At 66.5% G+C, this 23,425-nt stretch carries 22 protein-coding genes; 10 read left to right on the top strand and 12 right to left on the bottom strand.

What is annotated here, in order from left to right:
• Window positions 1–2 precede the first annotated feature (2 nt).
• The 5 genes from JWN03_RS37710 to JWN03_RS37690 form a co-directional block, all read right to left on the bottom strand.
• Window positions 3–1,343, bottom strand: a complete 1,341-nt coding sequence (locus JWN03_RS37710; RefSeq protein WP_297625691.1) for an LLM class flavin-dependent oxidoreductase — start codon at window positions 1,341–1,343, stop codon at window positions 3–5.
• Window positions 1,344–1,364: 21 nt separating this feature from the next.
• Window positions 1,365–2,234 carry an ABC transporter permease gene (locus JWN03_RS37705; RefSeq protein ID WP_297625688.1) on the bottom strand — a complete coding sequence of 290 codons (870 nt, stop codon included), beginning with the start codon at window positions 2,232–2,234 and terminating at the stop codon, window positions 1,365–1,367.
• A complete protein-coding gene (locus JWN03_RS37700; RefSeq protein WP_297625684.1) occupies window positions 2,227–3,063 on the bottom strand; it encodes an ABC transporter ATP-binding protein in 837 nt (278 codons plus the stop codon). Before JWN03_RS37700 ends, JWN03_RS37705 begins: the two co-directional genes overlap by 8 nt.
• The gene (locus tag JWN03_RS37695) at window positions 3,060–4,142 is read right to left on the bottom strand and encodes an ABC transporter substrate-binding protein (protein ID WP_297625680.1); all 1,083 of its coding nucleotides are present in this window, start codon (window positions 4,140–4,142) and stop codon (window positions 3,060–3,062) included. The genes JWN03_RS37700 and JWN03_RS37695 overlap by 4 nt, the downstream gene beginning before the upstream one ends.
• Before the next feature lie 233 nt (window positions 4,143–4,375).
• On the bottom strand, window positions 4,376–5,170 hold the full coding sequence (locus JWN03_RS37690; RefSeq protein ID WP_297625677.1) for an IclR family transcriptional regulator: 795 nt from the start codon (window positions 5,168–5,170) through the stop codon (window positions 4,376–4,378).
• A 535-nt stretch (window positions 5,171–5,705) separates the two neighbouring features.
• Here JWN03_RS37690 and JWN03_RS37685 point away from each other — a divergent pair.
• Window positions 5,706–6,011: a transglycosylase family protein gene (locus tag JWN03_RS37685; RefSeq protein ID WP_297625855.1), complete on the top strand. Its 306-nt coding sequence runs from the start codon at window positions 5,706–5,708 to the stop codon at window positions 6,009–6,011.
• Window positions 6,012–6,102: 91 nt separating this feature from the next.
• On the opposite strand, the gene JWN03_RS37680 is transcribed toward JWN03_RS37685, so the two are convergent.
• Genes JWN03_RS37680 through JWN03_RS37670 form a run of 3 tightly spaced genes read right to left on the bottom strand, consistent with a single transcriptional unit; the run spans window position 6,103 to window position 8,839 of the window.
• Window positions 6,103–6,909 (bottom strand): ABC transporter ATP-binding protein, encoded by an 807-nt coding sequence (locus JWN03_RS37680; RefSeq protein ID WP_297625674.1) that lies wholly within the window; start codon window positions 6,907–6,909, stop codon window positions 6,103–6,105.
• Window positions 6,906–7,964 (bottom strand): taurine ABC transporter substrate-binding protein, encoded by a 1,059-nt coding sequence (locus JWN03_RS37675; RefSeq protein ID WP_297625670.1) that lies wholly within the window; start codon window positions 7,962–7,964, stop codon window positions 6,906–6,908. Before JWN03_RS37675 ends, JWN03_RS37680 begins: the two co-directional genes overlap by 4 nt.
• Window positions 7,961–8,839, bottom strand: coding sequence for an ABC transporter permease (locus JWN03_RS37670; protein WP_297625667.1), 879 nt, complete (start codon window positions 8,837–8,839; stop codon window positions 7,961–7,963). Before JWN03_RS37670 ends, JWN03_RS37675 begins: the two co-directional genes overlap by 4 nt.
• A 312-nt stretch (window positions 8,840–9,151) precedes the next feature.
• On the opposite strand from JWN03_RS37670, the gene JWN03_RS37665 reads away from it, so the two are divergent.
• Together JWN03_RS37665 and JWN03_RS37660 are read left to right on the top strand one after the other, a co-directional pair.
• Complete coding sequence (locus JWN03_RS37665; RefSeq protein WP_297625664.1) at window positions 9,152–9,577, top strand: DUF4189 domain-containing protein; 426 nt, start codon at window positions 9,152–9,154, stop codon at window positions 9,575–9,577.
• Window positions 9,578–9,749: 172 nt separating this feature from the next.
• Entirely contained in the window at window positions 9,750–11,474 is a 1,725-nt protein-coding gene (locus JWN03_RS37660) for an alpha/beta hydrolase (RefSeq protein WP_297625661.1), read from the top strand.
• A gap of 4 nt (window positions 11,475–11,478) precedes the next feature.
• Here the strand turns inward: JWN03_RS37660 and JWN03_RS37655 are convergent, their stop codons facing one another.
• Window positions 11,479–12,351 (bottom strand): LLM class flavin-dependent oxidoreductase, encoded by an 873-nt coding sequence (locus JWN03_RS37655; protein ID WP_297625659.1) that lies wholly within the window; start codon window positions 12,349–12,351, stop codon window positions 11,479–11,481.
• 65 nt (window positions 12,352–12,416) lie between these two features.
• Window positions 12,417–13,106: a CPBP family intramembrane glutamic endopeptidase gene (locus tag JWN03_RS37650; protein WP_297625656.1), complete on the bottom strand. Its 690-nt coding sequence runs from the start codon at window positions 13,104–13,106 to the stop codon at window positions 12,417–12,419.
• Between the two features lie 277 nt (window positions 13,107–13,383).
• Here JWN03_RS37650 and JWN03_RS37645 point away from each other — a divergent pair, with 277 nt between their 5' ends.
• Both JWN03_RS37645 and JWN03_RS37640 read left to right on the top strand, forming a co-directional pair.
• Window positions 13,384–13,809 carry a hypothetical protein gene (locus tag JWN03_RS37645; protein WP_297625653.1) on the top strand — a complete coding sequence of 142 codons (426 nt, stop codon included), beginning with the start codon at window positions 13,384–13,386 and terminating at the stop codon, window positions 13,807–13,809.
• Window positions 13,810–14,028: 219 nt separating this feature from the next.
• Entirely contained in the window at window positions 14,029–14,355 is a 327-nt protein-coding gene (locus tag JWN03_RS37640; protein WP_297625650.1) for a hypothetical protein, read from the top strand.
• Window positions 14,356–14,411: 56 nt separating this feature from the next.
• Here the strand turns inward: JWN03_RS37640 and JWN03_RS37635 are convergent, their stop codons facing one another.
• Entirely contained in the window at window positions 14,412–16,133 is a 1,722-nt protein-coding gene (locus JWN03_RS37635; protein WP_297625647.1) for an N-acyl-D-amino-acid deacylase family protein, read from the bottom strand.
• 94 nt (window positions 16,134–16,227) lie between these two features.
• On the opposite strand from JWN03_RS37635, the gene JWN03_RS37630 reads away from it, so the two are divergent.
• Complete coding sequence (locus JWN03_RS37630) at window positions 16,228–16,842, top strand: TetR/AcrR family transcriptional regulator (protein ID WP_297625644.1); 615 nt, start codon at window positions 16,228–16,230, stop codon at window positions 16,840–16,842.
• 4 nt (window positions 16,843–16,846) lie between these two features.
• On the opposite strand, the gene JWN03_RS37625 is transcribed toward JWN03_RS37630, so the two are convergent.
• Window positions 16,847–17,728 (bottom strand): alpha/beta fold hydrolase, encoded by an 882-nt coding sequence (locus tag JWN03_RS37625; protein ID WP_297625641.1) that lies wholly within the window; start codon window positions 17,726–17,728, stop codon window positions 16,847–16,849.
• A 126-nt stretch (window positions 17,729–17,854) separates the two neighbouring features.
• Between JWN03_RS37625 and JWN03_RS37620 the strand changes: the two genes are divergently transcribed.
• The 4 genes from JWN03_RS37620 to JWN03_RS37605 all read left to right on the top strand — a co-directional run bounded on the left by JWN03_RS37620 (window position 17,855) and on the right by JWN03_RS37605 (window position 23,415).
• Window positions 17,855–18,496, top strand: coding sequence for a TetR/AcrR family transcriptional regulator (locus tag JWN03_RS37620; protein ID WP_297625638.1), 642 nt, complete (start codon window positions 17,855–17,857; stop codon window positions 18,494–18,496).
• A 128-nt stretch (window positions 18,497–18,624) separates the two neighbouring features.
• Entirely contained in the window at window positions 18,625–19,935 is a 1,311-nt protein-coding gene (locus JWN03_RS37615; protein ID WP_297625635.1) for an extracellular solute-binding protein, read from the top strand.
• A gap of 7 nt (window positions 19,936–19,942) precedes the next feature.
• Entirely contained in the window at window positions 19,943–21,757 is a 1,815-nt protein-coding gene (locus tag JWN03_RS37610) for a hypothetical protein (RefSeq protein WP_297625632.1), read from the top strand.
• The gene (locus JWN03_RS37605) at window positions 21,754–23,415 is read left to right on the top strand and encodes a hypothetical protein (protein ID WP_297625630.1); all 1,662 of its coding nucleotides are present in this window, start codon (window positions 21,754–21,756) and stop codon (window positions 23,413–23,415) included. The genes JWN03_RS37610 and JWN03_RS37605 overlap by 4 nt, the downstream gene beginning before the upstream one ends.
• Window positions 23,416–23,425 lie beyond the last annotated feature (10 nt).

The following is a 23,425-nucleotide window of genomic DNA, read 5'->3' as shown; positions in this document are numbered from 1 at the left end:
GCTCAGGCGGTGGCCTGGATATCGGTGTGCGCGAACTGGCTGTCCACGGGCTCCAGCCCGTAGTGCCCGCGCAGGGTGGTGGCGGTGTATTCGGTGCGGAACAGTCCGCGCTCCTGCAGGATCGGGACAACCTGGTCGACGAAGTCCTCCAGTCCGCCGGGCAGGTATGGCGGCATGATGTTGAAGCCGTCGGCCGCGCCGCCCTCGAACCAGGACTGCAGGTCATCGGCGATCTGCACGGGAGTGCCCGCGAGCGTGCGATGCCCGCGCCCGCCGCCGAGCTTGCCGATCAACTGCCGCACGGTGAGCTCTTCTTTCTCCGCGAGCTCCTTCACCAGCGTGAATCGGCTCTTGCCGCCCTGGATTTCGCTCTCCTCCGGCAGCGGGGGCAGCGGTGCATCGAGTGCATGTTCGGTGAGATCGATGCCCAGCAGCGAGGAGAGCTGCCGCAGTGCGTAATCCGGCGAGATGAGGTCGGTGAAGGACTGCTCCAGAGCCCGCGCCTGTTCCTCGGTCTCGGCGATGAACGGCACCAGACCCGGCAGCACCTTGAGCTCGTCGGCCGAGCGCCCGTACTTGGGCAGCCGCGACTTGAGATCCCGGTAGAACTGCTGCCCCTCTTCGAGGGTGCGCTGTGCGGTGAAGACGGCCTCGGCGTAGTGGGCGGCGAAATCCTTACCGCTCTCGGAGGATCCGGCCTGCACCAGCAGCGGTCGTCCCTGCGGGCCACGCGGGGAATTCAGCGGCCCGCGGATCTGGAACCGCTCACCGCAGTAGTCGATGGTGTGCACCTTGTCCGGATCGGCGAAGACGCCCTCCTCCGGGTCGAGCACGATGGCGCCCGCCTCCCAGCTGTCCCAGAGCTGGATGGCCACATCGACGAATTCCTCGGCGCGCTCGTAGCGCCGGGCGTGCTCGGGAATGGAGTCGTAGCCGAAGTTGAACGCCTCCTCCTCATTTCCGGAGGTGACAATGTTCCAGCCCGCGCGTCCGCCACTGATGTGATCGAGTGAGGCGAACTTGCGGGCCAGATTGAACGGCTCGTTATAGGTCGTGGACGCGGTGGCGATCAGTCCGACATGCTCGGTGGCGGTGGCAATCGCCGCGAGCAGTGTGACCGGTTCGAACACCGCGAGGGTATTGCGCTTGATGCGCGGCCCCACCGCGAGCCCGTCGGCGAAGAACACCGAATCCAGCTTGCCGCGTTCGGCGATGCGGCCCAGCTCGCGGAAGTGCTCCACTTCCAGGACCTGGTGTTCCCTGGTGCGCGGGTGCCGCCAGGCGGCCTCGTGATGCCCGACGCCCATGAGGAAGGCATTGATATGAAAGCTCTTGCGCGACATAAAGATGTGTTCCTTCGGAAGTTATCGGGCGGCGGGCGTGCGCCAGCGGGACAACCGGCGCTCGACGGCGACCAGTACACCGTTGAACGTCAGTCCCAGCAGCGCGATGGCGACAATGCCCGCGTACATATCGGGAATCTGGAAGTTCTGCTGCGCGGCGGTGATCAGATAGCCGAGTCCGGCACGCGCGCCGACCATTTCGGCGGCAATGAGCACCATGATCGACGCGGACGCCGCCATGCGAATACCGGTGAAGATGCTGGGCACCGAGGCGGGCAGTACCACCTTCACGAACAGCGGAATGGGTGAGAAGCCCAGCGAGACCGCGGATTTGACCAGCAGTGGGTCCACCGAGCGCACACCGGAGATGGTGTTCAGCAGGATCGGGAAGAAACTTGCGTACACCACCAGGGCGATCTTGGAGGTTTCGCCGATGCCCAGGATGAGCACGAAGACCGGCAGCAGTGCGAGCGCCGCGGTATTGCGGAACAATTCCAGCACCGGATTGATGAGTTCCGCGATCGGCCGGTACCAGGCGATCGCCACACCCACCGGGATCGCCGTGGCCACCGCTATCGAGAAGCCGATGAGCGAACGCGTGAGGCTGGCCGACACATTCTCCTGCATCTGGCCGTTGCGGATCAGTTCGAGCCCGGCGGACCACACATCCGATAAAGGCGGCAGGAATACCGGATCGACCAGGCCGAGCTTCGGCGCCAGCTGCCACAGCACCAGGAATGCGCCGATCACCAGGCTGGGCTTGACAATTCGCCAGGCCAGTCGCCCGCCGACGCGCGCGACTCGGCTCCAGGGCACGGGAGCCGCGGGCGTGAGCGGCGGCGCCGGCGGCGACAGCACCGGAGTCTCGGCAACCTGCAATGCACTAGACATGACTGGACCTCCTGTCGGTGGCGGCGATCGCGGCCGCTTCCTGCCCCTGCGCCCGGGCGACCTCATCGCGCAGCAGCGACCAGATGTGGTGCCGGACTTGCCGGAAACTCTCGCTGGAGCGGATATCCGGATCACCCTCGCGGTCGAGGTCGATATCGACGACCGCCTTGACCCGGCCGGGGCGGGAGGTCAGTACCGCCACTCGCTGCCCGAGGTACACGGCCTCGTCGATGGCATGGGTAATGAAGAGAATGGTCTTGCCGGTGGCTCGCCAAATGCGTAGCAACTCGTCCTGCAACGATTCCCGCGTCTGTGCGTCCAGGGCCGCGAACGGCTCGTCCATGAGCAGCACTTCGGGATCGAAGGCGAGGCTGCGCGCGATGGCGACGCGCTGCTTCATACCGCCGGAGAGTTCGTGCGGATAGCGGTCCCCGAATCCTGCCAGCCCGACCAGTTCGAGGTAGTGATCGGCAATCTGCCGCCGTTCACGTTTCCGAATCTTCTTGGCTTCCAAGCCGAATTCGATATTCGTGCGAGCCGTGCGCCACGGCAGCAGCGCGTACTGCTGGAAAACGATGCCGCGGTCCAGCCCGGGCCCGGTGATCGGCGCGCCATCGAGCAGAATGTGCCCGGTGGTGGGCTTGGTCAGTCCGCCGAGCAGATCCAGCAGCGTCGATTTGCCCGAACCGCTGGGTCCGACGAGCACGAGGAACTCACCCTCGCGCACGTCAACCGTAATGTCCTCGATCGCGGTGAAGGCGGCCCGTTCCCCGCGTATCGGGAACTCTTTGCGCACACCGTTGAGTGCGAGTTTCACCGAGGCGCTCATTTCGCCACCACCGCTTCGCCGGTCGGCCCGCTGCTCGGCGGGTAGGTGCCGTTGTCGTACGGGTTGTCCTGATTGGTATAGAGGTCCTTGGCTGTCAACTTGCCCTGGGGCAGTTCGTTATTGCGCACCAGCCAGTCGATCCAGACCTGGAACTCGCGTTCGGCGATCACGGCGCCGGGGACGGGAACGCCGTAGCTGGTGTAGTACTTCAGCAGGCCGGTGTTCTCATTGCGCCCGCGCTTGTTGATGATCGATTCGAACTTGGCGACGACCTCGTCGTGCGGGGTCACCTGCAACCAGCGGGTGGCCCGCGCGGTGCCCTGCACGAAGTCCTTGACCGCGTCGGCGTGGTCCTTCAGGTAGTCATTGCGGAAAACATAAGTGCCGTAATCGAACTGCCCGAACAGATCCTTATCGGTGTAGAGCGAGTGCAGCCCGCCGCGTGCGATGGCGGTGTCCCGGAATACCGAGCCCAGCGCCGCGACGTCGATCTGGCCCTTGCGCAGTGCGTCCTCGGTACTGACCGGTGGCAGCACCACGAACTGCACCTGCTTGATCTCCGCCTCGCTCAGCCCCTGCTGGTGCAGCCACTCCCGGGTGATGAATTCGTGGTGCGCACCGAGGGTGTTCACCCCGATCTTCTTGCCGATCAGGTCCCGCGCGGAGGTGATGCCGGAGTCGTCGCGCACGAAGTATCCGGTGTAGTTCTTGTCGTCGGCCCCATAGGAACTGAGCACGGCCTTGACCGGTGCGCCGCCCGCGATGAGCTTCACCACCGCGCCGTTGAACGCGCTGCCGAATTCGATCTGCTTGGTGGCGGCCGCCTGGATATTGGCGGGTCCGCTGGTGGTGTCGCCCTCCCAGTGCAGGTTGATCTTGGTGAAGTAGCCGAGGTCGGCGGCTAGCTCGTAGGCCGTCACCTGTCCGGTCGTGCCCTGGTATCGGACAACGTCTTTGCCGTCGGCGGTGGTGGTCGGTCCGGACGTGCCGCACGCGGTCAGGGAAATGGCGGCGGTGGCTACGGCGAATGCGGCGGCGAGGGCGCGCAGGGACCGTGATGGTCGAAAGGGGGAGGGCATGCGGATTCTTTCGGTGAATGCGTCTGTCGCAAGCGGAGATAGGGGCGCGGCGTAATCAGCCGCGACATACTCCCGGCGCGACGCGCATCAAATCGACTGCACGCCGTTGCGTCAGAAAAGTGAATGGGATCATTCCAGGCCCTTTGCGAGAGTTCGGAAGTGGTAATGATCAGGTTGCTCATATCGTGCGGTTGCCCGGGCTGCCGGGCAACCGTCTTTTCACGATGTGGAAATCAGCGTGATTCTAATTCGAAGGCGGAATCCGTTGGGCCGCCGAGGTTTTGGAACAGCGGGCCGATCCGGCCGGCGGTGACCCGCATGGCCGGAACGATATTGCGCACCAGGTCGGCATCCAGGCGCGCGGACCTGGCCTGTACCGCCAGCGCGCCCCGCACCCGTTTGTCCGGGCCGACGATGGGCACGGCGATCGCCCGGATCGGATCGTCGGTCGGCACGAGTTCGCTGGCGAAGCCGGTGCGGCGGACACGATCGAGGTCGGTGTGCAGCCCGCCCGTCCGGACCACCTGTGAGCTGCGCCGCTCGGCATGCTCCTCGGCGATCGTGCTGATCGGGGAGAAGGCCAGCAGGGCGTGCCCCACCGCGCTGGCGCGCAGTGGCTGTCTGGCCCGAGGTACCTGGTTGGGGCAGAAGTACACCGGTGGCCTGGCCTGGAACACCGTGACCGCATCGCGGTCCTCGGCCACGCTCACGCTCACCGTGATGCGGATGCCCGCGGCCAGCGCGTAGAGGTGTGGTGCGGCCGACTCCAGGCCCAGCCGGGCCAGCGCGGGCCGGGCCAGCGATGCCAGTCCGTGACCGATGCGGTAGCGGTCGTTCGCGGGGTTCTGATCGAGCAGCCGGCCGCGGACCAGTGCCTGTGCGAGCCGGTGCACGGTGCTGACGGGCAGGTCAGCGAGGTGGGCGAGCTCGCTGACCGAGAGCTCCGGATCGTCGCCCTCGAAGCAGTTGAGCACCTGGATCGCACGATCGACGGCGCGGGCGCCGGAGCGGGGTTCATCGGGGCTCATGGTGCCTCCTGCAGGGGCCGAAACAGTGTCCCCGGAACTATCGCCACTGCTCTGACCGGGGGCAATGGTTCCGCGCACTGCGATCCGAGCCGGTCGGAGCGGGGGTCCGCGCGTAAAACTGATCGGTTTGTTTCTGGTCTCCGTAACGCACTCATCGTTTGATTTCGCGTCGTATTACGCGATCCGGATCACCATTTTCCAGTGGCGTCCGTCACATATTCGGGGGTGAATTCGATAAATGTAATTCGGTAGTCTCCCGATGCGATCTGGGGAAAGTCTGCGAGTGTGGTCGAATCCAATTTGTCAACCGACCGTGATCACCCCGTGATTAGTCGTGATTGTTCCGTTACCGTCGTTCACGGCTCGGATCAATGCCGAGCTCGAACTCGAACCGCCGAACACCGGCAACCCCGTCCCGCGGTTCGAAGCGACACCGACATCCCTGGGGACGGGGACCCGCAACTGGTAGCGCGGGCCGGAGGGGCGCAGGCCAGGGAATCAATCTATGACTCGCAACCGGAAGTTCAGCACCCGTATGATCGTCGCCACCGCGGCCGCCGGCCTGTTCGCCGCCGTCCCGCTGGCGCTGACCACCGCGACCGCCTCCGCCGCCTCCGGCGACTGGGACGCCGTCGCCAACTGCGAGAGCAGCGGCAACTGGGGCGCCAACACCGGTAACGGCTTCTACGGCGGCCTGCAGTTCACCCAGAGCACCTGGAACGCCTACGGCGGCCAGGGCAGCGCTGCCAACGCCAGCCGTGAGGAGCAGATCCGCGTTGCGGAGAACGTGCTCGCCGGCCAGGGCCGCGGCGCGTGGCCGCACTGCGGCGCCTACCTGTAAAGGTATCGCCGTCGCCGGGTGACCGGCACCTCAGCATGACGATGGCCCCGGATCGCAGTGTCGCGATCCGGGGCCATCGGTCTGTTCACGGCTAGCGGTGGGCGTCGTAGATCGCCTGTGCCAGTTCGGATTTCAGTGCCTGGAACTCCGGTGTCGCGGTGACCGCCAGGTTGCGCACGGCCCCGTCCCCGGACGCGGTATCGCCGGGCAGCTCGATGTGCCGATCCACGATGACGCGGCCCGGCCGCGCGCTCATGACCAGCACACGGGTGGACAGGAACACCGCCTCCTCCACCGAGTGCGTGACGAACACGATGGTTTTGCCCGCCTGCCGCCACAATCGCAGCAGCTCCACCTGCAACCGCTCCCTGGTGAGCTGGTCGAGGGCGCCGAACGGCTCGTCCATGAGGATGATGCGCGGATCGTTGATCAGTACCCGGGCGATCTGTGCCCGCTGCTGCATGCCGCCGGAGAGCTCGTAGGGGCGCTTGGCGCCCACATCGCCCAGTCCGACCAGCTGCAGCAGCCGATCGGACTCGGCTCGCCGGGTCTTCTTGTCGACCCCGCGGACCTTCGGCCCGAACTCGATATTGCCGCGGACCGACAGCCAGGGGTACAGCGTGGGGGCCTGGAACACCACACCGCGCTCCGCGCTCGGACCGTCGATGACGTCCGCACCGACCAGGAGCTCACCGGTGGTCGGTGTCAGGAAGCCGCCGAGCAACTGCAGCAGGGTGGTCTTTCCGCATCCGGACGGTCCGACAATGCTGACGAACTCGCCCGGTTCGATGGTCAGATCGGTGGGGGAGAGCGCCACCGTGTCACCGGTAGCGGTCTCGTAGGTCTTCGACACTTCGCGCAGCACGACCTGGTCGCGCTGCGCAACGGCCGAACTCACTTGGCGCTCACTGTCTTTGCGGCATCGGCATAAACGGCCCCCGCGTACTTCTCCGGTGCGGCCAGGCCCTGAATCTCGCCCTGGCTCAACAGGAATTGCGCAGACGTCTGCAGATCCGTACCGAGCTGCTTGCCGAGATACGGCGCCCCGGCCTGCGTCGCGGCATCGAGGAAGCCGTAACCGGTGACCTGCTTGCGCACCGCATCCACCGGAATGCCCAGCTGCGCGGCGATATGCGTGGCGGCGCCCTGCGGATCACTCGACAGCTGCTGCACCGCCCAGTTCTGCGCGGCGGTCCACACGGCAAGGAACTTCGGGTTGGCGGCGACGAAGTCGGAGCGCGCGCCCTCCAGATCGTAGGTGGGCTTACCTGCCTTGGCGGTATCGGCGGCGGTGGTCACCGTATGCCCATTCTTCAGCAGCTCTGTCAGGGTGGGCTCCCAGATGAACGCCGCATCGATACTGCTGTCCCGCCACGCAGCGGGAATCGCATCGGGCGTGAGATTGACGAGCGTCACGTCCCGCTCGATCCCGGCCGCCTGCAGTGCCGCGAGCAAGCTGTAGTGCGAAGTACTGGCGAACGGCACCGCGATCTTCTTCCCGCGCAGCCCCGCGACCGAGGTAATCGCCGGATCCTTCGCCACCAGCGATTCGGCCGACCCGATCACATCGTGGACCCACACCACCTTCATATCGATATTCAGCGGCGCCGAAATCGCCCGCGCCGCAGCAGCACTCCCGAGCAGTCCGAGATCGAGGGAATTGGATCCGAACGCCTGAATAACCGTCGCACCGGAAGCGAATTTGCTCCAGACGATCTTGGCCTTGGGAAGGCAGGTCTCCAGCAGCCCCGCATCCTTCACCACCAGCGCGCCATTCGGGATGTCCTGGTAGCCCAAACGTACTGTGCCGGTGAAGGAGTCGTCGACAGTCACCGGGCAGGCGACCTTATCGCCTTCGGCGCGGGACTGGTCGCTGCGCCCCGACGACACACATCCGGACAGTGCTGCCGCGAGAACTCCGGCCAGTGCCAATGCGACGAGCTTGCGTTTCACGCCTTGCCTTTCCACGGAACGGCGATCTCGCCGATCCACTTGATCGCCGCGTCCAGAGCGAGCGCGGTGAGTCCGATAACGATGATGCAGGCCATGGTCAGTGCGGTATCGAGGCGCTGACCGGCCAGGTAGGCGAGTCCGCCGATGCCGGGGATGCCATTGTCGAGTTCGGCGGCGACGACTGTGGTCCAGGCGAAGCCGACTGCCACGCGTATGCCGGTGATGACCTCGGGGAGCGTGGCGGGCAGGAGAACTCGGGTGATCACCTGTCTGCGGTTCGCTCCCAGGGAACGGGCCGCATTGATGCGGTCGGCCGAAACACCTTGCACGCCTGTGATAGTCGCGATTACTACAGGCGGGAATGCCGCGAGGAACAGCAGCCAGATCTTCGAGGTGTCGCCGATGCCGAACCATACGATGAGCAGTCCGATATAGCCGAGCGGCGGCAGTGCGCGCAGGAAGTTCAGATACGGCTCGACGATGACCCGGATCGTCCGCGACGTACCCAAGCCGAATCCGACCAGCGGACCCAGGATGACCGCGGCTCCCGCCCCGAGGCCGATGCGCTGCAGGCTCGCGACCAGATGCTCCCAGAGGAAGTAGTTCTGCTCTCCGCGCACCTGGCGCGGCACACCCGGCGCCAGTTCGTGCCAACTGTCGGCGCGCACAAAGGCCCGCCATACCGCCGCCGGCGTCGGAAGGAACTGCTGATCAACCACTTTCGCCGCGCTGATCGCCCACCAGAGCAGGAGCAGCCCGACCAGTGACAGCAGTCGCACCGAGATCCCACGCAACCGAGCCCACCCGCCGGTGCTTCGCACTCGCCCCGCTTCGACTGCGCGCGCGCCGATTCGGGTCGCCCCGATGCTGATCATGCCGTCCTCCGTCGAATTCGCTGTCTGGATGCCCGTACCCGCGATCGGACCCGGGCCGAGACCGTCCGGTTCGATCCTTTCCTGCGGAAGACGCGCAGGACAGGTCCACGATCACCGTGATTTCAATCTGCCGCTCGTGGCCCGCTGCTCGGAGTTCGCAGCGGCCACGAAGGTCCATCGCAGGCGAATAGCGCACTGTCGCAAGCAGATCCGGCGGTGCCGACGGTGAACGGATTGTCGGACCCGGCGGTTATGCTCTCCAACGTTCGGCACCCCGAGTCCTGAGGTGCCACACCAGAAGGGGAGGCTGGAATGCTTTTTTCGAAATCGACCCGTGGGTCGAAACTGCTCACCACCGCGGTCCTGGCTATCGGACTGTCCGCGCTGTTCGCGGCGCCCGCGCAGGCGGATTCGGGGGGCACCTGGGGCGCGATCTCCATCGGTAATCACGGGCGCGCCTACGCGATCGTCACCGGTTACCCCAGCCAGCAGGAAGCCGATGACGCCGCGAACTCGAAATGCGGCTTCACCGACTGCGACTGGAAACTCGACTGGGACTCCGACAGGTCCGACAATCTGCGCTGTGGCGCAGCGGCGGTGACCTCGGACGGTCACTGGGGTTGGGCGCAGGGTTCGACCTCGGACGAGGCCGAACAGGATGCCGAAAATGATGCGGGTCCCGGCGCCGGCGCGCAGGTATCCGGCTGTGACACCATCACCCGCGGCCCCCAGAACTGACCAGCGCCCCCGCGTCGAAGTGAATGCGGGGCTACCCCCTCAGGCCGCGGCGGTGACCTTTCGCCGGGAATGAGAAAGTAGGCGCATGGACACCTGGCGCTCGCACATCGATCCCGTGCGAGCCCGGGTTGTCCGATCAGGTCGAGAAGCTGTGCGCGCCAGGGTGAACAGCGTGCGGCAGGGTTTCCGCGCACCGGAGGAGGGGGCGCCACCGCCCCGGCCCATCACGATTCTCGGGCTGGATCTTGTGGGCCTGGTGTTCGCGCTGTTCTTCTTCGCGTGGAGTCTGAGCCCGTCGCTGCTGCCCCGGGACTGGGTCTTTCAAGGCATTGTCAGCGGATTCACCAGCGTGACCGGCTACGGGGTGGGACTGCTGCTCGCATTCCCGATGCGCCGGTGGGTGGCGCCGCGATTCTCGTGGTGGCGTTTCGAACGCCGGGTCGAACTGGTGCTGGAGATCCTCATCGCACTGCTCGCGATCTTCACCGTCATGAGCACACTGCTGGTGGCGGCGAGCGGGCAACGCGATGTTGATGCGCTGATGGGGATGTCGCAGTCGGCCGGAGTTGCCTACTTGCGCACAGGTCTGATCATCGTTGGCATTTTTCTGATGGTGCTGGCGATCGCCCGGGGGCTCAGGCGCGCGGCTCGCGCGTTCGCGGGCCTGCTGTCGGCCCGGCTGCACGTCTCCCTGCCGGTAGCGCATGTGATCGCGCCGATCACGGTCGCCGTGGCGGTGGTGCTGTTCGTGGACAAGGTGCTGCTGGCGGGAAGTTCCGACGCCGCGCACTCGGTGTTCGCCGGGCAGAACAATGGTACGGAACACGGTGTCGTGCAACCGATCTCGGCTGAACGATCGGGCAGCCCGGTCTCGGCGGCGCACTGGGACACCCTGGGACTGCAGGGCCGGACGTTTGTTGCCGGCGGACTCGGATCCGAGCGCCTCGCGGCGATCAGCGGTGTCCCCGCGCGAGAACCGATCCGGGTGTACGCCGGGCTCGGATCGGCCGCCGACACCGCGGCACGGGTGCGGATGATCGTCGGCGAACTCGACCGCACCGGCGCGTGGGACCGCAAGATCCTGGTCGTGGCGGGCACCACCGGCACCGGCTGGGTGAACCCGGTCGCGGCCCAATCGCTGGAGTTGATGTACAACGGCGACTCCGCCATCGCGGCGATGCAGTACTCCTTCCTGCCCAGCTGGATCTCCTTTCTGGTGGACCGTTCCGCGGCGGCGAGTGCGGGGGCCGCGCTCATCGACGGCATTCACCAGCGCTGGGCGCAGTTGCCGGAGGGGCATCGCCCCCGTCTCATCGTGTACGGCGAGAGCCTCGGCTCGCAGTCGGCCGAGAGCGCCTTCGGGAGCCTGGCCGATCTCCGTCGATCCGTGGACGGCGCCCTGTTCGTCGGACCGCCGAATTCCAATCACCTGTGGGGCGCGATCGAGGATCGGCGAGATCCCGGCACTCCCGAGGTACTTCCCACCTACGCCGGCGGACTGATTGTCAGGTTCGCCGCCGGAAAGCAGGATCTGCCGTTGCCGGAACAGCATTCGGCACCGCGCGACGCGTGGCCCGAACCGCGCGTGCTGTATCTGCAGCACGCCTCCGATCCCGTCGTCTGGTGGAATACCGACCTGCTGTTCACGCGTCCGGACTGGCTGACCGAAGCCCCGGGACGGGATCGAACATCGGCAATGAGCTGGTACCCGATCGTCACCTTCTGGCAGGTCAGCGCCGATCTGGTGCGCGCCCAGTCACCGCCGTCCGGGCACGGGCACAACTACGAAGACCTGATGCCCTACGCATGGGCGGCGGTCGCCGCCCCGCCGGGCTGGACATCCGCGGATTCCGACCGCATCACCGCAACCCTGGCGGCAATACAGTCGGAAAGCTGATCGGTCACGGAACCAAGGGCCGGACCTGTTCTGCAACAAATCGGACGAAGGCGGCAGGATCGGGCTCATCGGCGGTGGGCTGTAGCACCACACTGGTGGCCCCGGCTTCGGCCCAGCGGATGACGGTGTCGGCGATCGCCCGGGCATCGCCGGTGACGCCGACGTCCGGGATCGTGTCGCGGTCCTTGCCGCGTAACTCCGCGGCGACCCGGTCGGAAGCGCCCGGGCCGGTGGCGGTCAGGAGGTAGGCGACCACCGGATACGGCTGGAGCGCAGTATCTTCCGGCCGCGCCGCGCGAATGATGTCGACGGCCGCACGAATGCCGTCCGCGGATTTGGAACTGTCCAGGATGACGCCGTCGGCAGCCGCACCGACCAGGTGCAGCGTGCGCGGCCCGCCCGCCGCGGCCAGCACCGCCGGTGCGGTGGCGGGCGGCCAGTCCAGGGCGACGTCGTCGAGCTGGATATACCTGCCCTTCACGGTGATTCGCTCACCTGCGAGCAATCCCCCCAGCGCATCGAGATATTCACGCAGCAGGGTCACCGGCGAGGCGACCCGCGCCCCGACCTGTCCCATCCAGTCCTGCACTCCGTGACCGACGCCCCAGATCGCCCGCCCATCGAACATGCGCTCCAGCGTCGCGATCTCCATGGCGGTAATCGCGACATTCCGCAGCGGCGCCGGCAGCACCCCGACCCCGACCCGCAGCCGCTCGCTCCACGCCAGTGCGGCCGTGGCGCTGGAGATGCCACCCTCCTGAAAACAGTCCTCCCACAACCACAATTCGTCGAGTCCCGCCCCCTCCGCTACCCGCACCACCTCCCGCAACCGCTCCGGCGGATTCGACGGACGGAATACGGCACCCAGAGTCGTCATGAACCCATGACTACCAGACCGCACCGACACCTAGGTGTCGGGACTGTGAACTGGCAATATGTCAGTCAGGCGGTTCGGTTGGCGCCCAACTGGATACGCGGCGCCGGCGCCGCGCCGTGATAGAAATGCCGACCCAAACCTATGGAGAACACGAGTATTCCGTACACCGAATGCTCGACCGAGGCGGTGAACAGCGACTGCGTACGCAGGTACCGAGTCGCGAAGATCCAGCCCCCGACACCGCTCGCGGCCACCGAGAACCAGCTGCCGAAGATGATGTGCACGTAGCCGAAAGCCGCGGCGCTGGCGGCGACCATACCGGCGCCGTCACCGAATACCGGCGCATACCGATGGAACAGGAACGACCGGAAAATAAGCTCCTGCGGATACACGCTCAGCGCCGGGTACAGCACCATTACCGCCAGCCACAGCAATGGGTTCCGCCGAGGTAGATCGAACAGATCCCCGCGCCGCAGCAGCGCGGTAGCCGCCGTGAGCGCCAGCGCGCTCGACCCGGCCGTCACCGCCATCGGCCGCGCCTGGCCGCGAAATGCCTCGGACCGCCACAGCGAGTCTCGGTCGAAACCGCGCGAGCGCCGCAGATAGACGGTGGCAGCGGTCCCCAGCACCAACAGCGCGGGAATCGGCGGTCGACCGCGCAGCACCGCGTTGTAAGCGGTCGTTCCCCCGAAGAACAATGCCGCGTACTCAGCGGCCAGATATGCCCGCCGCCACTGCCGAATCCTCGTGCGCACAACCCTAATTTCCGGATCGCGAGCAGGGCCGACCAGCGACTGGATTTCATGTCCAGGCCATCTGGCGCACCCCGGCCAGGCTGGTCGAGAACCCTCCGTTTCCTCTCGAGAAACAGCCTCGAGGTGCGGAAATCGCCTCCACAAGGAACGCTTTAAGCAATTTGTAAGCCCCGAAATGCAGAGTGACCCGTGCGCACAGTTGGCCCTCACCCGAGGTGCCGGTGCACCGCCAGTCGGTTCCAGTTCCGAGCCTTTCCGAAACACCCTGGGAGACACCTTGTTCCGCACCGGTATCGCGTGCATCGCCGTGCTCGCCGCAGTCACGCTCAGCGCCTGCAGCTCCGACAAGACACCCGCCGCGACCACCGCGACGAACACCGGCGCGGCCTCCACCAGCACCGCAGCGCAAACATCGGCTGCCGCACAGCAGAACTCGAGCGGCGATGCCTGCACCGAGATCCAGTACGAGATCGACCTCGCCCACGACCTGCAGCAGGGCAAGGAACCCGCCGACTCGGCAGCCGCAATCCAGCGCCTCAGCAAATTCCGAGTCAGCGCACCCCCCGAAATCATCGCCACCGTCGCGCAAACCGAAGCCGTGATCGTCGGCCACCTGCAACACCGCGGAGCCGACCAGATCAACGAGCCCGTCACGGGTGTCTTCCTGGACAAACTCACGCAGTGGAAGAGCGCTCACTGCTGAGCCCCCGTTTTCAAGCATCACCGACCAGGAACTGACGGCGGGCCCGTCTCGGCCTTCGCCGCCCTCAGCTCCTGGTCGGCGTCGTTTCATTTAGGGGAGCCCGAGGAATCGGTGTCTGGCCGCGAGTCGGCCGGGCGGCGAGAATTGTGGTTATGCGCGAGGAGGTTTGAGGACCGGTGGTTTACCTCGGGTGCGAATAACTACGAGAGGAAACGGCAGATGCGAAAACTCACAGGCATCTTCGCCGACCCGTCGATCGAACTTTCCGTTGTTCGGCTGAAAATCGCGCGCACGGCGGCTCGCCGCGCTGCCCGCCAGTCCCGAGGATCGTTCCGCACGGCACGCGGCCAGTACCGGCGATATCGCCGAACAGCCGGCGAGACCTACCTCGATTGGCCGCGCTGGCATGCCGAGTACCTCCGCGAATACCGCCGTGGCGGTCCCGGCAGTGGCAGCGGTGGCGGCAGTAGCAGCACTGGCAGCGAAGCCGACACCCGCTGGTTCGGAGCGACTTCCGGCGGCGATTACACCATCGGCATGCCCTGACGGAGGGGAGTCGTCACCGATCGGTCGCGACGGACCGATCGGTGACGCCGTGCCGGTCAGGCGGTGAGGAAGGTGCCCGCGTGCAGGGTGGTGCCGAATCCCGGTGCGAACGTGCCGTATTCGTAGACCACGTGCCCGCCGACCACGGTGGCCGCGACCGCCGCGTCATTGCGATTGACCATGCGGGAGACGCCGCTGCCGGACAGCTCCGCCTCGGCGTAGGCGGCGCTGGTCCCGTCGAAGCCCGCCGGATCGATGACCGCGATATCGGCGCGGCCGCCCACGGCCAACTTCCCGGCATCGAGTCCGTACCAGTCGGCCAGTTCGCCGGTGAGCCGGTGCACCGCCTGTTCCAGAGGCATGAAGCCGCGCTGCTTCACCCTCTCGAGCATGCGCAGGCCCGCGTTGTAGAAGGCCATATTGCGAAGGTGCGCACCGGAATCCGCGAAACCGATCTGGACCATGGGTGAGGTCTGCAGCCGATCCAGGACATCATCGCGATCATTGGCGATGGTGGTGCGCCAGCGCAGCGCCGAACCGTGTTCGACGGTGAGATCCAGCAGCGCATCCGGTGCGGTGATACCGCGCTCGGCGGCCACCGCGGCGAACGATTTGCCGATGACCGTGGCATCGGGGCAGGCCACGATCTCTGCGTCACCGAGATCACGATGCCACACACGGGGGCCGAATCGTTTGGACAGGTCCTTGCGGAATTGGCGGCGGTAGCCCTCGTCCTTCAGCAATTCGCCGCGCTCGAGCACCTGGCGGATATTCAATGCCGCTGCGCCGGAACCGAATTCCTCGAAGATGACAAGATCGATGCCGTCGGCGTACACCTCGAACGGCACCGGCAGATGCTGCCAGCGAAAATCGGCCCCGCCGAGTCGATTGGTCGCCCAGGCCGCGCCCACCGCGGCGCGGGCCACCGTGCGATCGGCCTTGATATCGGCGGCCGACAGCAGGGAGGTCTTGAGCGGTCGGCGACCGAACAGGCGTCCTACACTCTGTGCGAAGTAGCGTGCCATCTCCAGTCGTGAGGTGAGATTGGGCGTGCTCTGATGGACCCGGCCACGTTGGCGCAGTACCGAATTCAGCCGCGCGTACTCCGCCCAGGTGGCATAGGTCGAGGGCAGTTGGCGGGCAGGAAAGCGGGTGCCCTCGAGTTTGGAGAAGGAGCTGCGAATGGTGGACAGTCCGACAAATCCGGCATCGAGCGCCTCGGAGAGCATGTCCGCCATCCGATCCAGTTCGGCCGCGGTGGGCCGTTCGTTCGCGTCCACGGCTCGTCCCAGGCCCATGACGGCCACGCGGATATCCGAATGTCCCAGGAATGCCGCCACATTCACGCCGAGCGGGCGATTGCCGATGGCCTCCACATAGGACTTGGGATCGACCCACGTCTTGTGTTCCTTGACCGCCTCGTTGACCACATCCCAGGGCAGCGCCTCGACGCGGGCGAACATATCGGCGCAGTCCTGCGCCTCGGCGTAGACGGTCGAGAGCGAGCAATTGCCGAAGATCACCGATGTCACACCGTGCCTGGCCGATTCACCCAGCCCCGGACCGGTGAGCACCTCGGCGTCGTAGTGGGTGTGCACATCGATCATGCCCGGGATGACCCATTTGCCGGTGGCGTCGATGGTGCGGCGTCCCTCCGGCAGGCCGGGTTCGACAGCCACGACCCGGCCGTCGCGCACCGCCACATCCGCGACGATCGGGGCCTTCCCCGTGCCGTCGTAGACCGATCCGCCCCGGATCACCACGTCGTAGCCGACCATCACACGCTCCATACTCGCGGGTATTGAATACTCTCGAGTATCCAACCGGTGGGTCGTCAGGTCAACAGCTGCACCGGCCTCGTATGGTGTGGCTATGTCCGAAGCCGACTCGCTACCTGCGCGCTCCCGCCGTCCGAGCCGTGACGAGGTGCAGGAACGTATTCTGCGCGCAGCGGCAAAGGTGTTCGCGGACAATGGATTCGCCGGTGCGCGGCTGGACCAGATCGCGGAGGCGGCGGGCTTCACCAAGGGCGCGGTGTACTCGAATTTCGCCAATAAGGACGCGCTGTTCTTCGCACTCATGGACGCCCAGATCGCGCAGCGCTCCGAACTGGCCCTGCGGATTATCGGCAGTACCGCTCCCACGCCCGCCGAACTGGCCGACCTCGGTGCCCAACTCACCGAGGCGACCGTCGCCAACCGCGACTGGCAACTGCTGTTTCTGGAGTTCTGGCAGCGCGCCGTGCGCGACGAGACCGTGCGGGTCCAATACGTCGAGCATCGCCGGGTGGTCCGGTCGGCCATGGTCGCCGAAGTGGAACAGCGCGCGGCGGCACTGGGCCTGGAACTGCCGGTCTCGGCCGAGAACCTGGTCTTCCTCGTCATGGGCCTGTCCAACGGACTCGCCCTCGAGGAGATCGTCGACCCGGGCGTAGTACCGCGCGACCTCATGTCCGAGGTGCTCTGCTCACTCCTCGAGGTGCGCTGAAACCTCAGGCCCGGACTCGATCGTGACTGCCGACGAAGTCCAGGAAGCGGGGGATCACCTGTTCCGGATTTGCCCAGAGCAGATCATGCCCGATGCCTGGATAGATTTCGACGTCGGCACACGGGATGTGGTTGCGGGCGCGTGCCGCACCGAGTTCGGGATCGCTGACGACTGTGTCGGCGCCGAAGAAGATCAGGCTCGGTGCGGTGATGGCGGCCAGTTGTTCGTCGGTGAATGGGCGGTCCCACGGCATCGCCATGCGGAACTTCAACGTTGCCATGACGATTCCGAACTCCTCATCGGTGAGCTCGAAACCGGGCATCAGCCACCGGTTGAACTTTCGCATCCGCTCGGGAGTCGGCCGTATGCCCTGCACGATGAACTTGAACAGCAAACTCAGGCGCACCTTGGCGAAGGTTGAAGCGCTCGGCTCGAACATGGTCAGACTTGCCAGACGTTCGGAGTGGTGCACCGCGATGGCACCGGCCAGCCACGCGCCCAAGGAGTTTCCGGCCAGATGGACGCGATCCTCGCCGAGTCCGTCGAGGGTCTCGTTCATCCACTTCGCGATATCTTCGGTGTCGTGCAGGGGAGCAGTCTGCACGCAGCGCCCCGCCCACCCGATGACGTCCGGCGTGTACACAACGCGCTCGCGCGCCAGATCCTCGATGAACCGGAACCACACGAGACCATTGCCCCCGATGCCCGGTAGCAGCACGACCGGCACACCCTCACCGTTTCCGGATTTGCGCACTCGTGTTGTGCCGAAAGACGTTTCGACGTCGATATAGGTCGATGGCACCGGCCATTTCGCGGCCATCGCGTCGTAGGCGCGCAAGAAGGTCGCCTTCGCTTCGTCACTGGTGAATCGCCCGATCTTCGGCATGAGCCTCCCCATCATCAGTTTTTGCGGTATAGACGTATCATCTACGCGGTATGAACGTATCACGTAAGCGGTATGTGCGTACCATCTAGGCCGACGGAGTTCGGCAAACAGGAGATGGTGGGTCGCGTGCCACGATTGGTCGACCATGAAGTGCGGCGCCGGGAGATCACCGGCGCTGTGCGGCGAGTCATCGTCGGGGGCGGTCTGGAAGCCGTGACGTTTCAAACGGTCGCGGCCGAGGCCGGGATTTCGGTCCGCCTGGTGCAGTACTACTTCGGAACCAAGAGTGAGTTCCTGCTGGCGACCCATCGATCGGTGATGGCGGATGCCGGCGTCCGATTCATGCAGCGGTGGAACGCGCTGGGAGAGGACGCCGATCCCCGCGAAGCGATCCGTGCGGTGCTGACCGAACTCCTGCCCCTGGACTACCAGCGGCGGGAGGAAGCCATCGTGCTCGGCGCCTTCGGTACCGCGGCAATCACCGGCCAGGGCATCACCGCCGAGGAAACCTTCGCTGCCCCACGCGCATTGGTCACGATCGTCGCGGACCAACTTCGGCGAGCTCAGCTCCCCGCCACCTCTCCCCATCTGATCAACGCCGACCTCGACGCCGAGCTCATCGCCATGGCAATCGGCGGCCTCGCCCAAGGAATGCTCCAGGGATACGGCACCGCGAAGTCAGCAGTCGAGCTCGTCGACCACCTGCTCGATCGAGTGCTGGGGCCAAAGGATGAATCGGCAGGTCACTCTTCAATTTTGAGAATGTGAGTCGTTCCGTCCCGAGCTCGACTGTGCCCGTGCCTGATTCGAATCACGAGATCGGATACGGACGTCGGCGGTAGAGTGGGCTCGCTGATTCCCGAGATCGAGTTACGGCCGGATCGGTAGGGGGTTATATGGCGACCCGGAGAGCAGTATTGCGGGCGGGCGCGCTACTACCATTGACGGCGGCCTGCGCGCCGGATGTTTTCGGCGCGCACTCCGATGCGGTGCGAATCGCAGTCCCCTGGGGCGGGTCCGAGCTCGAAGCGTTCCAAACAGTGCTCGCCGGACTGTCTTTCGGCCCCCGCACCGAAGTGATACCGCTCGGCGATGATGTGAGCACCGCCTTCGGTGCGGGCCGTTCGGCGCCGGATATCGTCATGTTCCAGCATGCGGGGCAGGTGCGCGGGCTCGCCGAGGACAAGCTGCTGCGGCCCATCGAGGGAGCGGCCGCCGGTTCGATGTGGACCGATGAGAATGATCCGCGATACGCCGCCGGTTGGTGGTCGCTATTGCACGCAGGTCCCGGAAGTCAGTTGTACGGAGTGCCGTTCAAAGGAACGTACAAGTCTCTCATCTGGTACGACAAGCGGACGCTGGGCGATAGCCCCGCGCCCGGCGGGCAGATCTGGCCCCTTTCGGAATGGCCCGCACGAATGGATGGGATGGCAGGCGGGGGCTCGCGCCGCCTGCTGGCCCTGGGCGCGGCGGACGGCTGGGTGCTCAACGACTTCTTCGAGAACGTCCTGTGGGCCGGATACCCGGATACCTATGCGAGCGTTGCGGATCCGGCTCGGTGGCAGCAGGACCGTGACCGCAACCGTGCGGAGATGAGCAGGGCGCTGGGGGACCTGGCCGCGGTATGGCGGCACAGCTACGCCTTTCCCGGCGGTATCGGCGAATGCCTCACCCGGCAGTTTCCCGACGCCGTTCGGCAAGTCTTCGAGCAGCGTTCGGCGGCCATGGTGGTCGCGCCCGACTTCGCTGAACCGATCGTGCGCAGTTGCTTCGGCAATGATGACGACCGCGTCGACGCCGCTGTCGGAGTGGCGCCGTTTCCCGGTGGGGCGGGCGGTACTCCGGCGATCGCCGGTGGTGATGTCATGGTGCTCACGCGTGCGGCGAAAGACAGTGCCGTACAGCTGGTGTCACTGCTCGCCCAGCGTGCCGCGGCGCTGCCGTGGATCACCGGCTATCACGGATTCCTCTCCCCGAACCGGCAGACTCCGGCGGTCTACTCGCCGCAAATCGCCCCGGCCGCCGCCCGTTTCGGCAATTGGACCGCCTTCGATCTGGGTGACCGGATCGATACGGCGGCCGCCAGCGATCGACTCCTGCGGACGATCACCGAATTCCTGACCGACCTCGACAGCGGTAAGACCGAGGAAGCCGTACGACACGCGGTTGATGCCGTCGACGACCTGCAACACCAGCGGAGTAAGTGAGGCGCGCATGGATTCGTTGCACTCCAACGGCCTCGAACTGGAGCTGAGCACCCGCAGGCTCTCCGGACCGCTGATTCCGGGGCGGCATCCGCGGCTCTGGATCGCTATCGCCACCGAGGCGCCCGCGGTCGCGCTGGTGGTCGGTCTGGTGGTGGCGCCCGCGCTGTACACGGTGTGGCTCGCGGCCTGGACCAGCCCTCGCTCGGCGGTGGGCTGCGGGCTGCTGGTGTGTGCCGCTCTGGTGCCACCGGTGCTGGCGCGATATCGCGGACCTCATGGATTTCATTGGCCGCCAACCCGTATCGCGGTCGAGACCGGCATCGGCGTGGTCCTCATTGCAGCGGCGGGTCTGTGGCTGATCGGTGTCGAGCTCCCCTCCGATGGCGTCTGGGCCTATCTGCGCACCGGCGGATGGGTGGCGTTCGCGGTGCTACTGGCGATGGTCGCCCTCGGAATCGCCTGGTACACAAGGAAACTGCGCTGGTGGTGGCAGCCGGTGATCGTGCCGTTCGGCATCTCGGCGTTTACCGCAGGCCTCGCTTTCCGGTTGCTCTTCGAATGGCTGACGAAGAACCGTGATCTCGGTGGGGTCGCCACCTATCGGCTCGCCTTCGAGATAATGCTGGGGACGGCCTTCCTGTGGACCTGGCTGGGTCTGCTCACCGGTCTGTTCCGAGCCGCCATCCATGCGGTCGAGGCCGATCCGGTGCGCGCTGCGAACCTCTACGGCGATACCGGTCTGGATCGCTGGAAGCGTTTGTGGCAGTTGGTGAAACCGGTGTGGTTGATCGCCTTCCTGGTGGTCGGGGTGGCGGCAGCCCGGGTGTTCGACGCCATACTCGTCGCGGTGCCACGGTCGATGCAGTACCACATCGACAGTGCGACGGTGTACTGGTGGCGGACCTCCACGACATGTACGGCGCCGTGCGGTGCGGCCGCGTCCTACGCCCTGCCGCTGGCGGTGATCATCGGATTGGCCGCGGTCTCGGCGCAGTCCGGTATCCGGGCGCACCGGACGAGCTGGTCGTCCCCGGTGTTCCCGGAGCGCGAAACCGGCAGGAGGCGAATAGGTTTCCTACCGGGAATGCTGGCGGCGCTCTTGGCGCTGGCATCGTCGGTCCCGATCCTGGGGCTCATCGTGGTGGCACTGCGGGGATCGGCGCTCACCCGAATAACGCATGACGCGGCGCTGTGGCGCGCGCTCGCCACCACCGCGTGGGTGGCCACCCTCGCCACCGTTATCGTGCTGCTGGTGGCGGTGCCGGTGGCGCGCCGGCTGGCAGTGGTCCACAGTGCGCGGGCGGCGCTGATCGTGGTGCCCGCCTTGGTGATTCTGACGGTCATGCCCGCGCAGATGTATCTCGGACCACTTCATGAGTGGATCAGCAGTCTGGGACTGTCCGGTACCCGTGTGCCATTGATCCTCACCCACGCCGCGGCCGGGTTGCCCATCTCCCTCCTCATCCTGCGGGGCGCCCTGCTCGCCCCCGCCTACACCCCCGCCGCCGACGCGCTGTACGGGCTGGCGCCGCCTGGTGTCATCCTCACGCGCGTATTGCGGGTGGCGGGCCCGGCGCTCGGCGCGGTGGCGGTGCTGGAGTTCATCCAGGTGTGGAACGACTTCTTCATCGGACTGTCGATCAGCGGAGCCGGCGCCAGCCCGTGGTCGCTGCTGCTGTGGGACGACGCCCGGCAATTCGACGAGAACTCCGCACAACTTGCGGCCCGAGCCCTGGTATCGGCGGTGGTCCCGGTGATCCTGCTGCTCGGCTTCTGGCGTCGATGGCTGGTGCCGGGCCTTACCGGCGGAGCACTGCGATGACCTCCCCGCCGGCGCCCGCACCGTCCGGCGGAGTCGAGGTCGCGCTGATGGCGAGGCCGAAATCGGGTGTGTGGCAACGACTCGTGGGCGCTCCGGTAGTTGCGGCCTACGGCCTGCTCGGCGAACTGAGCCGGATTGTCATTCTCGACTCGTTCAAAGAGAACCGGCTGGTGTCGCTGCTGACCGGAGTGCTGGGCTGGATGCCCTTGCTGATCTTCGTAATCGGCGGTCTGGTCTGGGTTTTCCGGGCCACCGCCGATGTGGGCACCGCCCGCCGGGCGGGCACCGCGGAGCTCACCGAAACGGGTGGTCCGTGGCCCGCGCCGGGCTGGCCGATGATGAATTCGGCGCTGGACGGCGATATGACGGCCGCGGTGCTGCGCGATATGCCGCTGCGAGACTTCGAGATCGCGGCGCTGCTCGGGGTACTGACCGCCGCGGCCGGGGCTCAGGCCCGGCTACCGGTGACCGCGCCCGGCGGTGAAACCCGAACCGCGACAGAGGTACTCGCAGCGCTGGTCGGCAGGGGCGCACTGTCGTCGATCGGGCCGGGCCGGTACCGGCTGGTCGCCGCGCCCCGGCAACCCGAATCCGCGCTCGTGAGAACGAAACCGGAGTGGCGGGCCGCCTTCGCCGAGTCGCTGCGCCAGCACGCCGAGCAGGCCACCGCATGGGCCGCGGCGCTGGATGCTCCCGATACTGTGTCCGCCGCCCGGCAGTGGTTCCGGGCCGAGGAGCCGAGACTGCGCCGCCTGCTGCTGTCCTGTGCGGGGCTGCGGGAACTCCCGCAGGTGCGGGCGGTGGTGCCGCACCTCGCTGCCATCAGCGATGCCCTGGACTCCTGGTACGCGCGCACCGGGGGCGGGGAGGATGTCGATATAGCGACCGCCATGGAGCGAATGGCAGCAGTGGGCCACTTTCCGGTGCTCGAGGAACTCGCCCGGATCCGGCGGCGCCCACCTCGGGCAAAGCTGCGCGGATACCGCCCCCGCAGCCTGTTCACGAGTCTGCGCGCCCGGGCCGCGCATCGGCAGGCGCTGGCCGAACTCGAGGTCGCCGCACCACGGCTGGGCTTCGCGGCAAATCTTCTGGAGGCAGCATGGTGGCTGCTGCCTCGCGAGGATGTGGCCGGGGAGGTCTGCGCACTGGTGAATCTGGGAACCGTGCATATCCGGCAGGGCCGGCTCGACGCGGCCCGTGACCGGCTCGAGCTGGCCGAATCGCTGGCGGGCGGCGGACGCGATCCGGCCGGACTCGCGCATGTGCACGAGTTGATGGGCGTGCTCGGCTGGGCGGCCGGCGAGCCGCACCGGGCACTGCGCCACTGGCAAACCGCACTGAGCGAATGGCGAGGTCTCGCCGATGATGTGGGCATCGCCCGCTGCCTGCAGCATCTGGGGTCGGTCGCGGTGACCGCGCCCGCGCTCAGCGCCTTCCTGGTCGAGGCGCACGGGAACAGCTCGGCGACGGCGGTGCTGCGGCAGGCCAGCGGGTGGCTGGCGCACGCGAAGCAACTGAATCCGGCCGCACGGTGCGCCGAAACGTACTGGCGGAAAGCCGCACTCGCGCTCGGTGCGGTAAGCGGACCGCTTCCGCTTGCCACTATCGACCGCTGGCCACTGGTTCCCGCGGCTGCCGACGCCGCTCCGAGTACGTAAACGGACGCAG

The organism is Nocardia sp., assembly GCF_025465275.1.
Lineage (GTDB): Bacteria > Actinomycetota > Actinomycetes > Mycobacteriales > Mycobacteriaceae > Nocardia.
This window is presented reverse-complemented; position numbering and strand designations above follow the sequence as displayed.

Excerpts from the sequence above, each read along its gene's own strand:
- JWN03_RS37710 (WP_297625691.1), bottom strand. The coding sequence starts at position 1,343 with ATGTCGCGCAAGAGCTTTCATATCAATGCCTTCCTCATGGGCGTCGGG.
- JWN03_RS37705 (WP_297625688.1), bottom strand. The coding sequence starts at position 2,234 with ATGTCTAGTGCATTGCAGGTTGCCGAGACTCCGGTGCTGTCGCCGCCG.
- JWN03_RS37700 (WP_297625684.1), bottom strand. The coding sequence starts at position 3,063 with ATGAGCGCCTCGGTGAAACTCGCACTCAACGGTGTGCGCAAAGAGTTC.
- JWN03_RS37695 (WP_297625680.1), bottom strand. The coding sequence starts at position 4,142 with ATGCCCTCCCCCTTTCGACCATCACGGTCCCTGCGCGCCCTCGCCGCC.
- JWN03_RS37690 (WP_297625677.1), bottom strand. The coding sequence starts at position 5,170 with ATGAGCCCCGATGAACCCCGCTCCGGCGCCCGCGCCGTCGATCGTGCG.
- JWN03_RS37685 (WP_297625855.1), top strand. The coding sequence starts at position 5,706 with ATGATCGTCGCCACCGCGGCCGCCGGCCTGTTCGCCGCCGTCCCGCTG.
- JWN03_RS37670 (WP_297625667.1), bottom strand. The coding sequence starts at position 8,839 with ATGATCAGCATCGGGGCGACCCGAATCGGCGCGCGCGCAGTCGAAGCG.
- JWN03_RS37665 (WP_297625664.1), top strand. The coding sequence starts at position 9,152 with ATGCTTTTTTCGAAATCGACCCGTGGGTCGAAACTGCTCACCACCGCG.
- JWN03_RS37655 (WP_297625659.1), bottom strand. The coding sequence starts at position 12,351 with ATGACGACTCTGGGTGCCGTATTCCGTCCGTCGAATCCGCCGGAGCGG.
- JWN03_RS37640 (WP_297625650.1), top strand. The coding sequence starts at position 14,029 with ATGCGAAAACTCACAGGCATCTTCGCCGACCCGTCGATCGAACTTTCC.
- JWN03_RS37635 (WP_297625647.1), bottom strand. The coding sequence starts at position 16,133 with ATGGTCGGCTACGACGTGGTGATCCGGGGCGGATCGGTCTACGACGGC.
- JWN03_RS37630 (WP_297625644.1), top strand. The coding sequence starts at position 16,228 with ATGTCCGAAGCCGACTCGCTACCTGCGCGCTCCCGCCGTCCGAGCCGT.
- JWN03_RS37625 (WP_297625641.1), bottom strand. The coding sequence starts at position 17,728 with ATGCCGAAGATCGGGCGATTCACCAGTGACGAAGCGAAGGCGACCTTC.
- JWN03_RS37615 (WP_297625635.1), top strand. The coding sequence starts at position 18,625 with ATGGCGACCCGGAGAGCAGTATTGCGGGCGGGCGCGCTACTACCATTG.
- JWN03_RS37610 (WP_297625632.1), top strand. The coding sequence starts at position 19,943 with ATGGATTCGTTGCACTCCAACGGCCTCGAACTGGAGCTGAGCACCCGC.
- JWN03_RS37605 (WP_297625630.1), top strand. The coding sequence starts at position 21,754 with ATGACCTCCCCGCCGGCGCCCGCACCGTCCGGCGGAGTCGAGGTCGCG.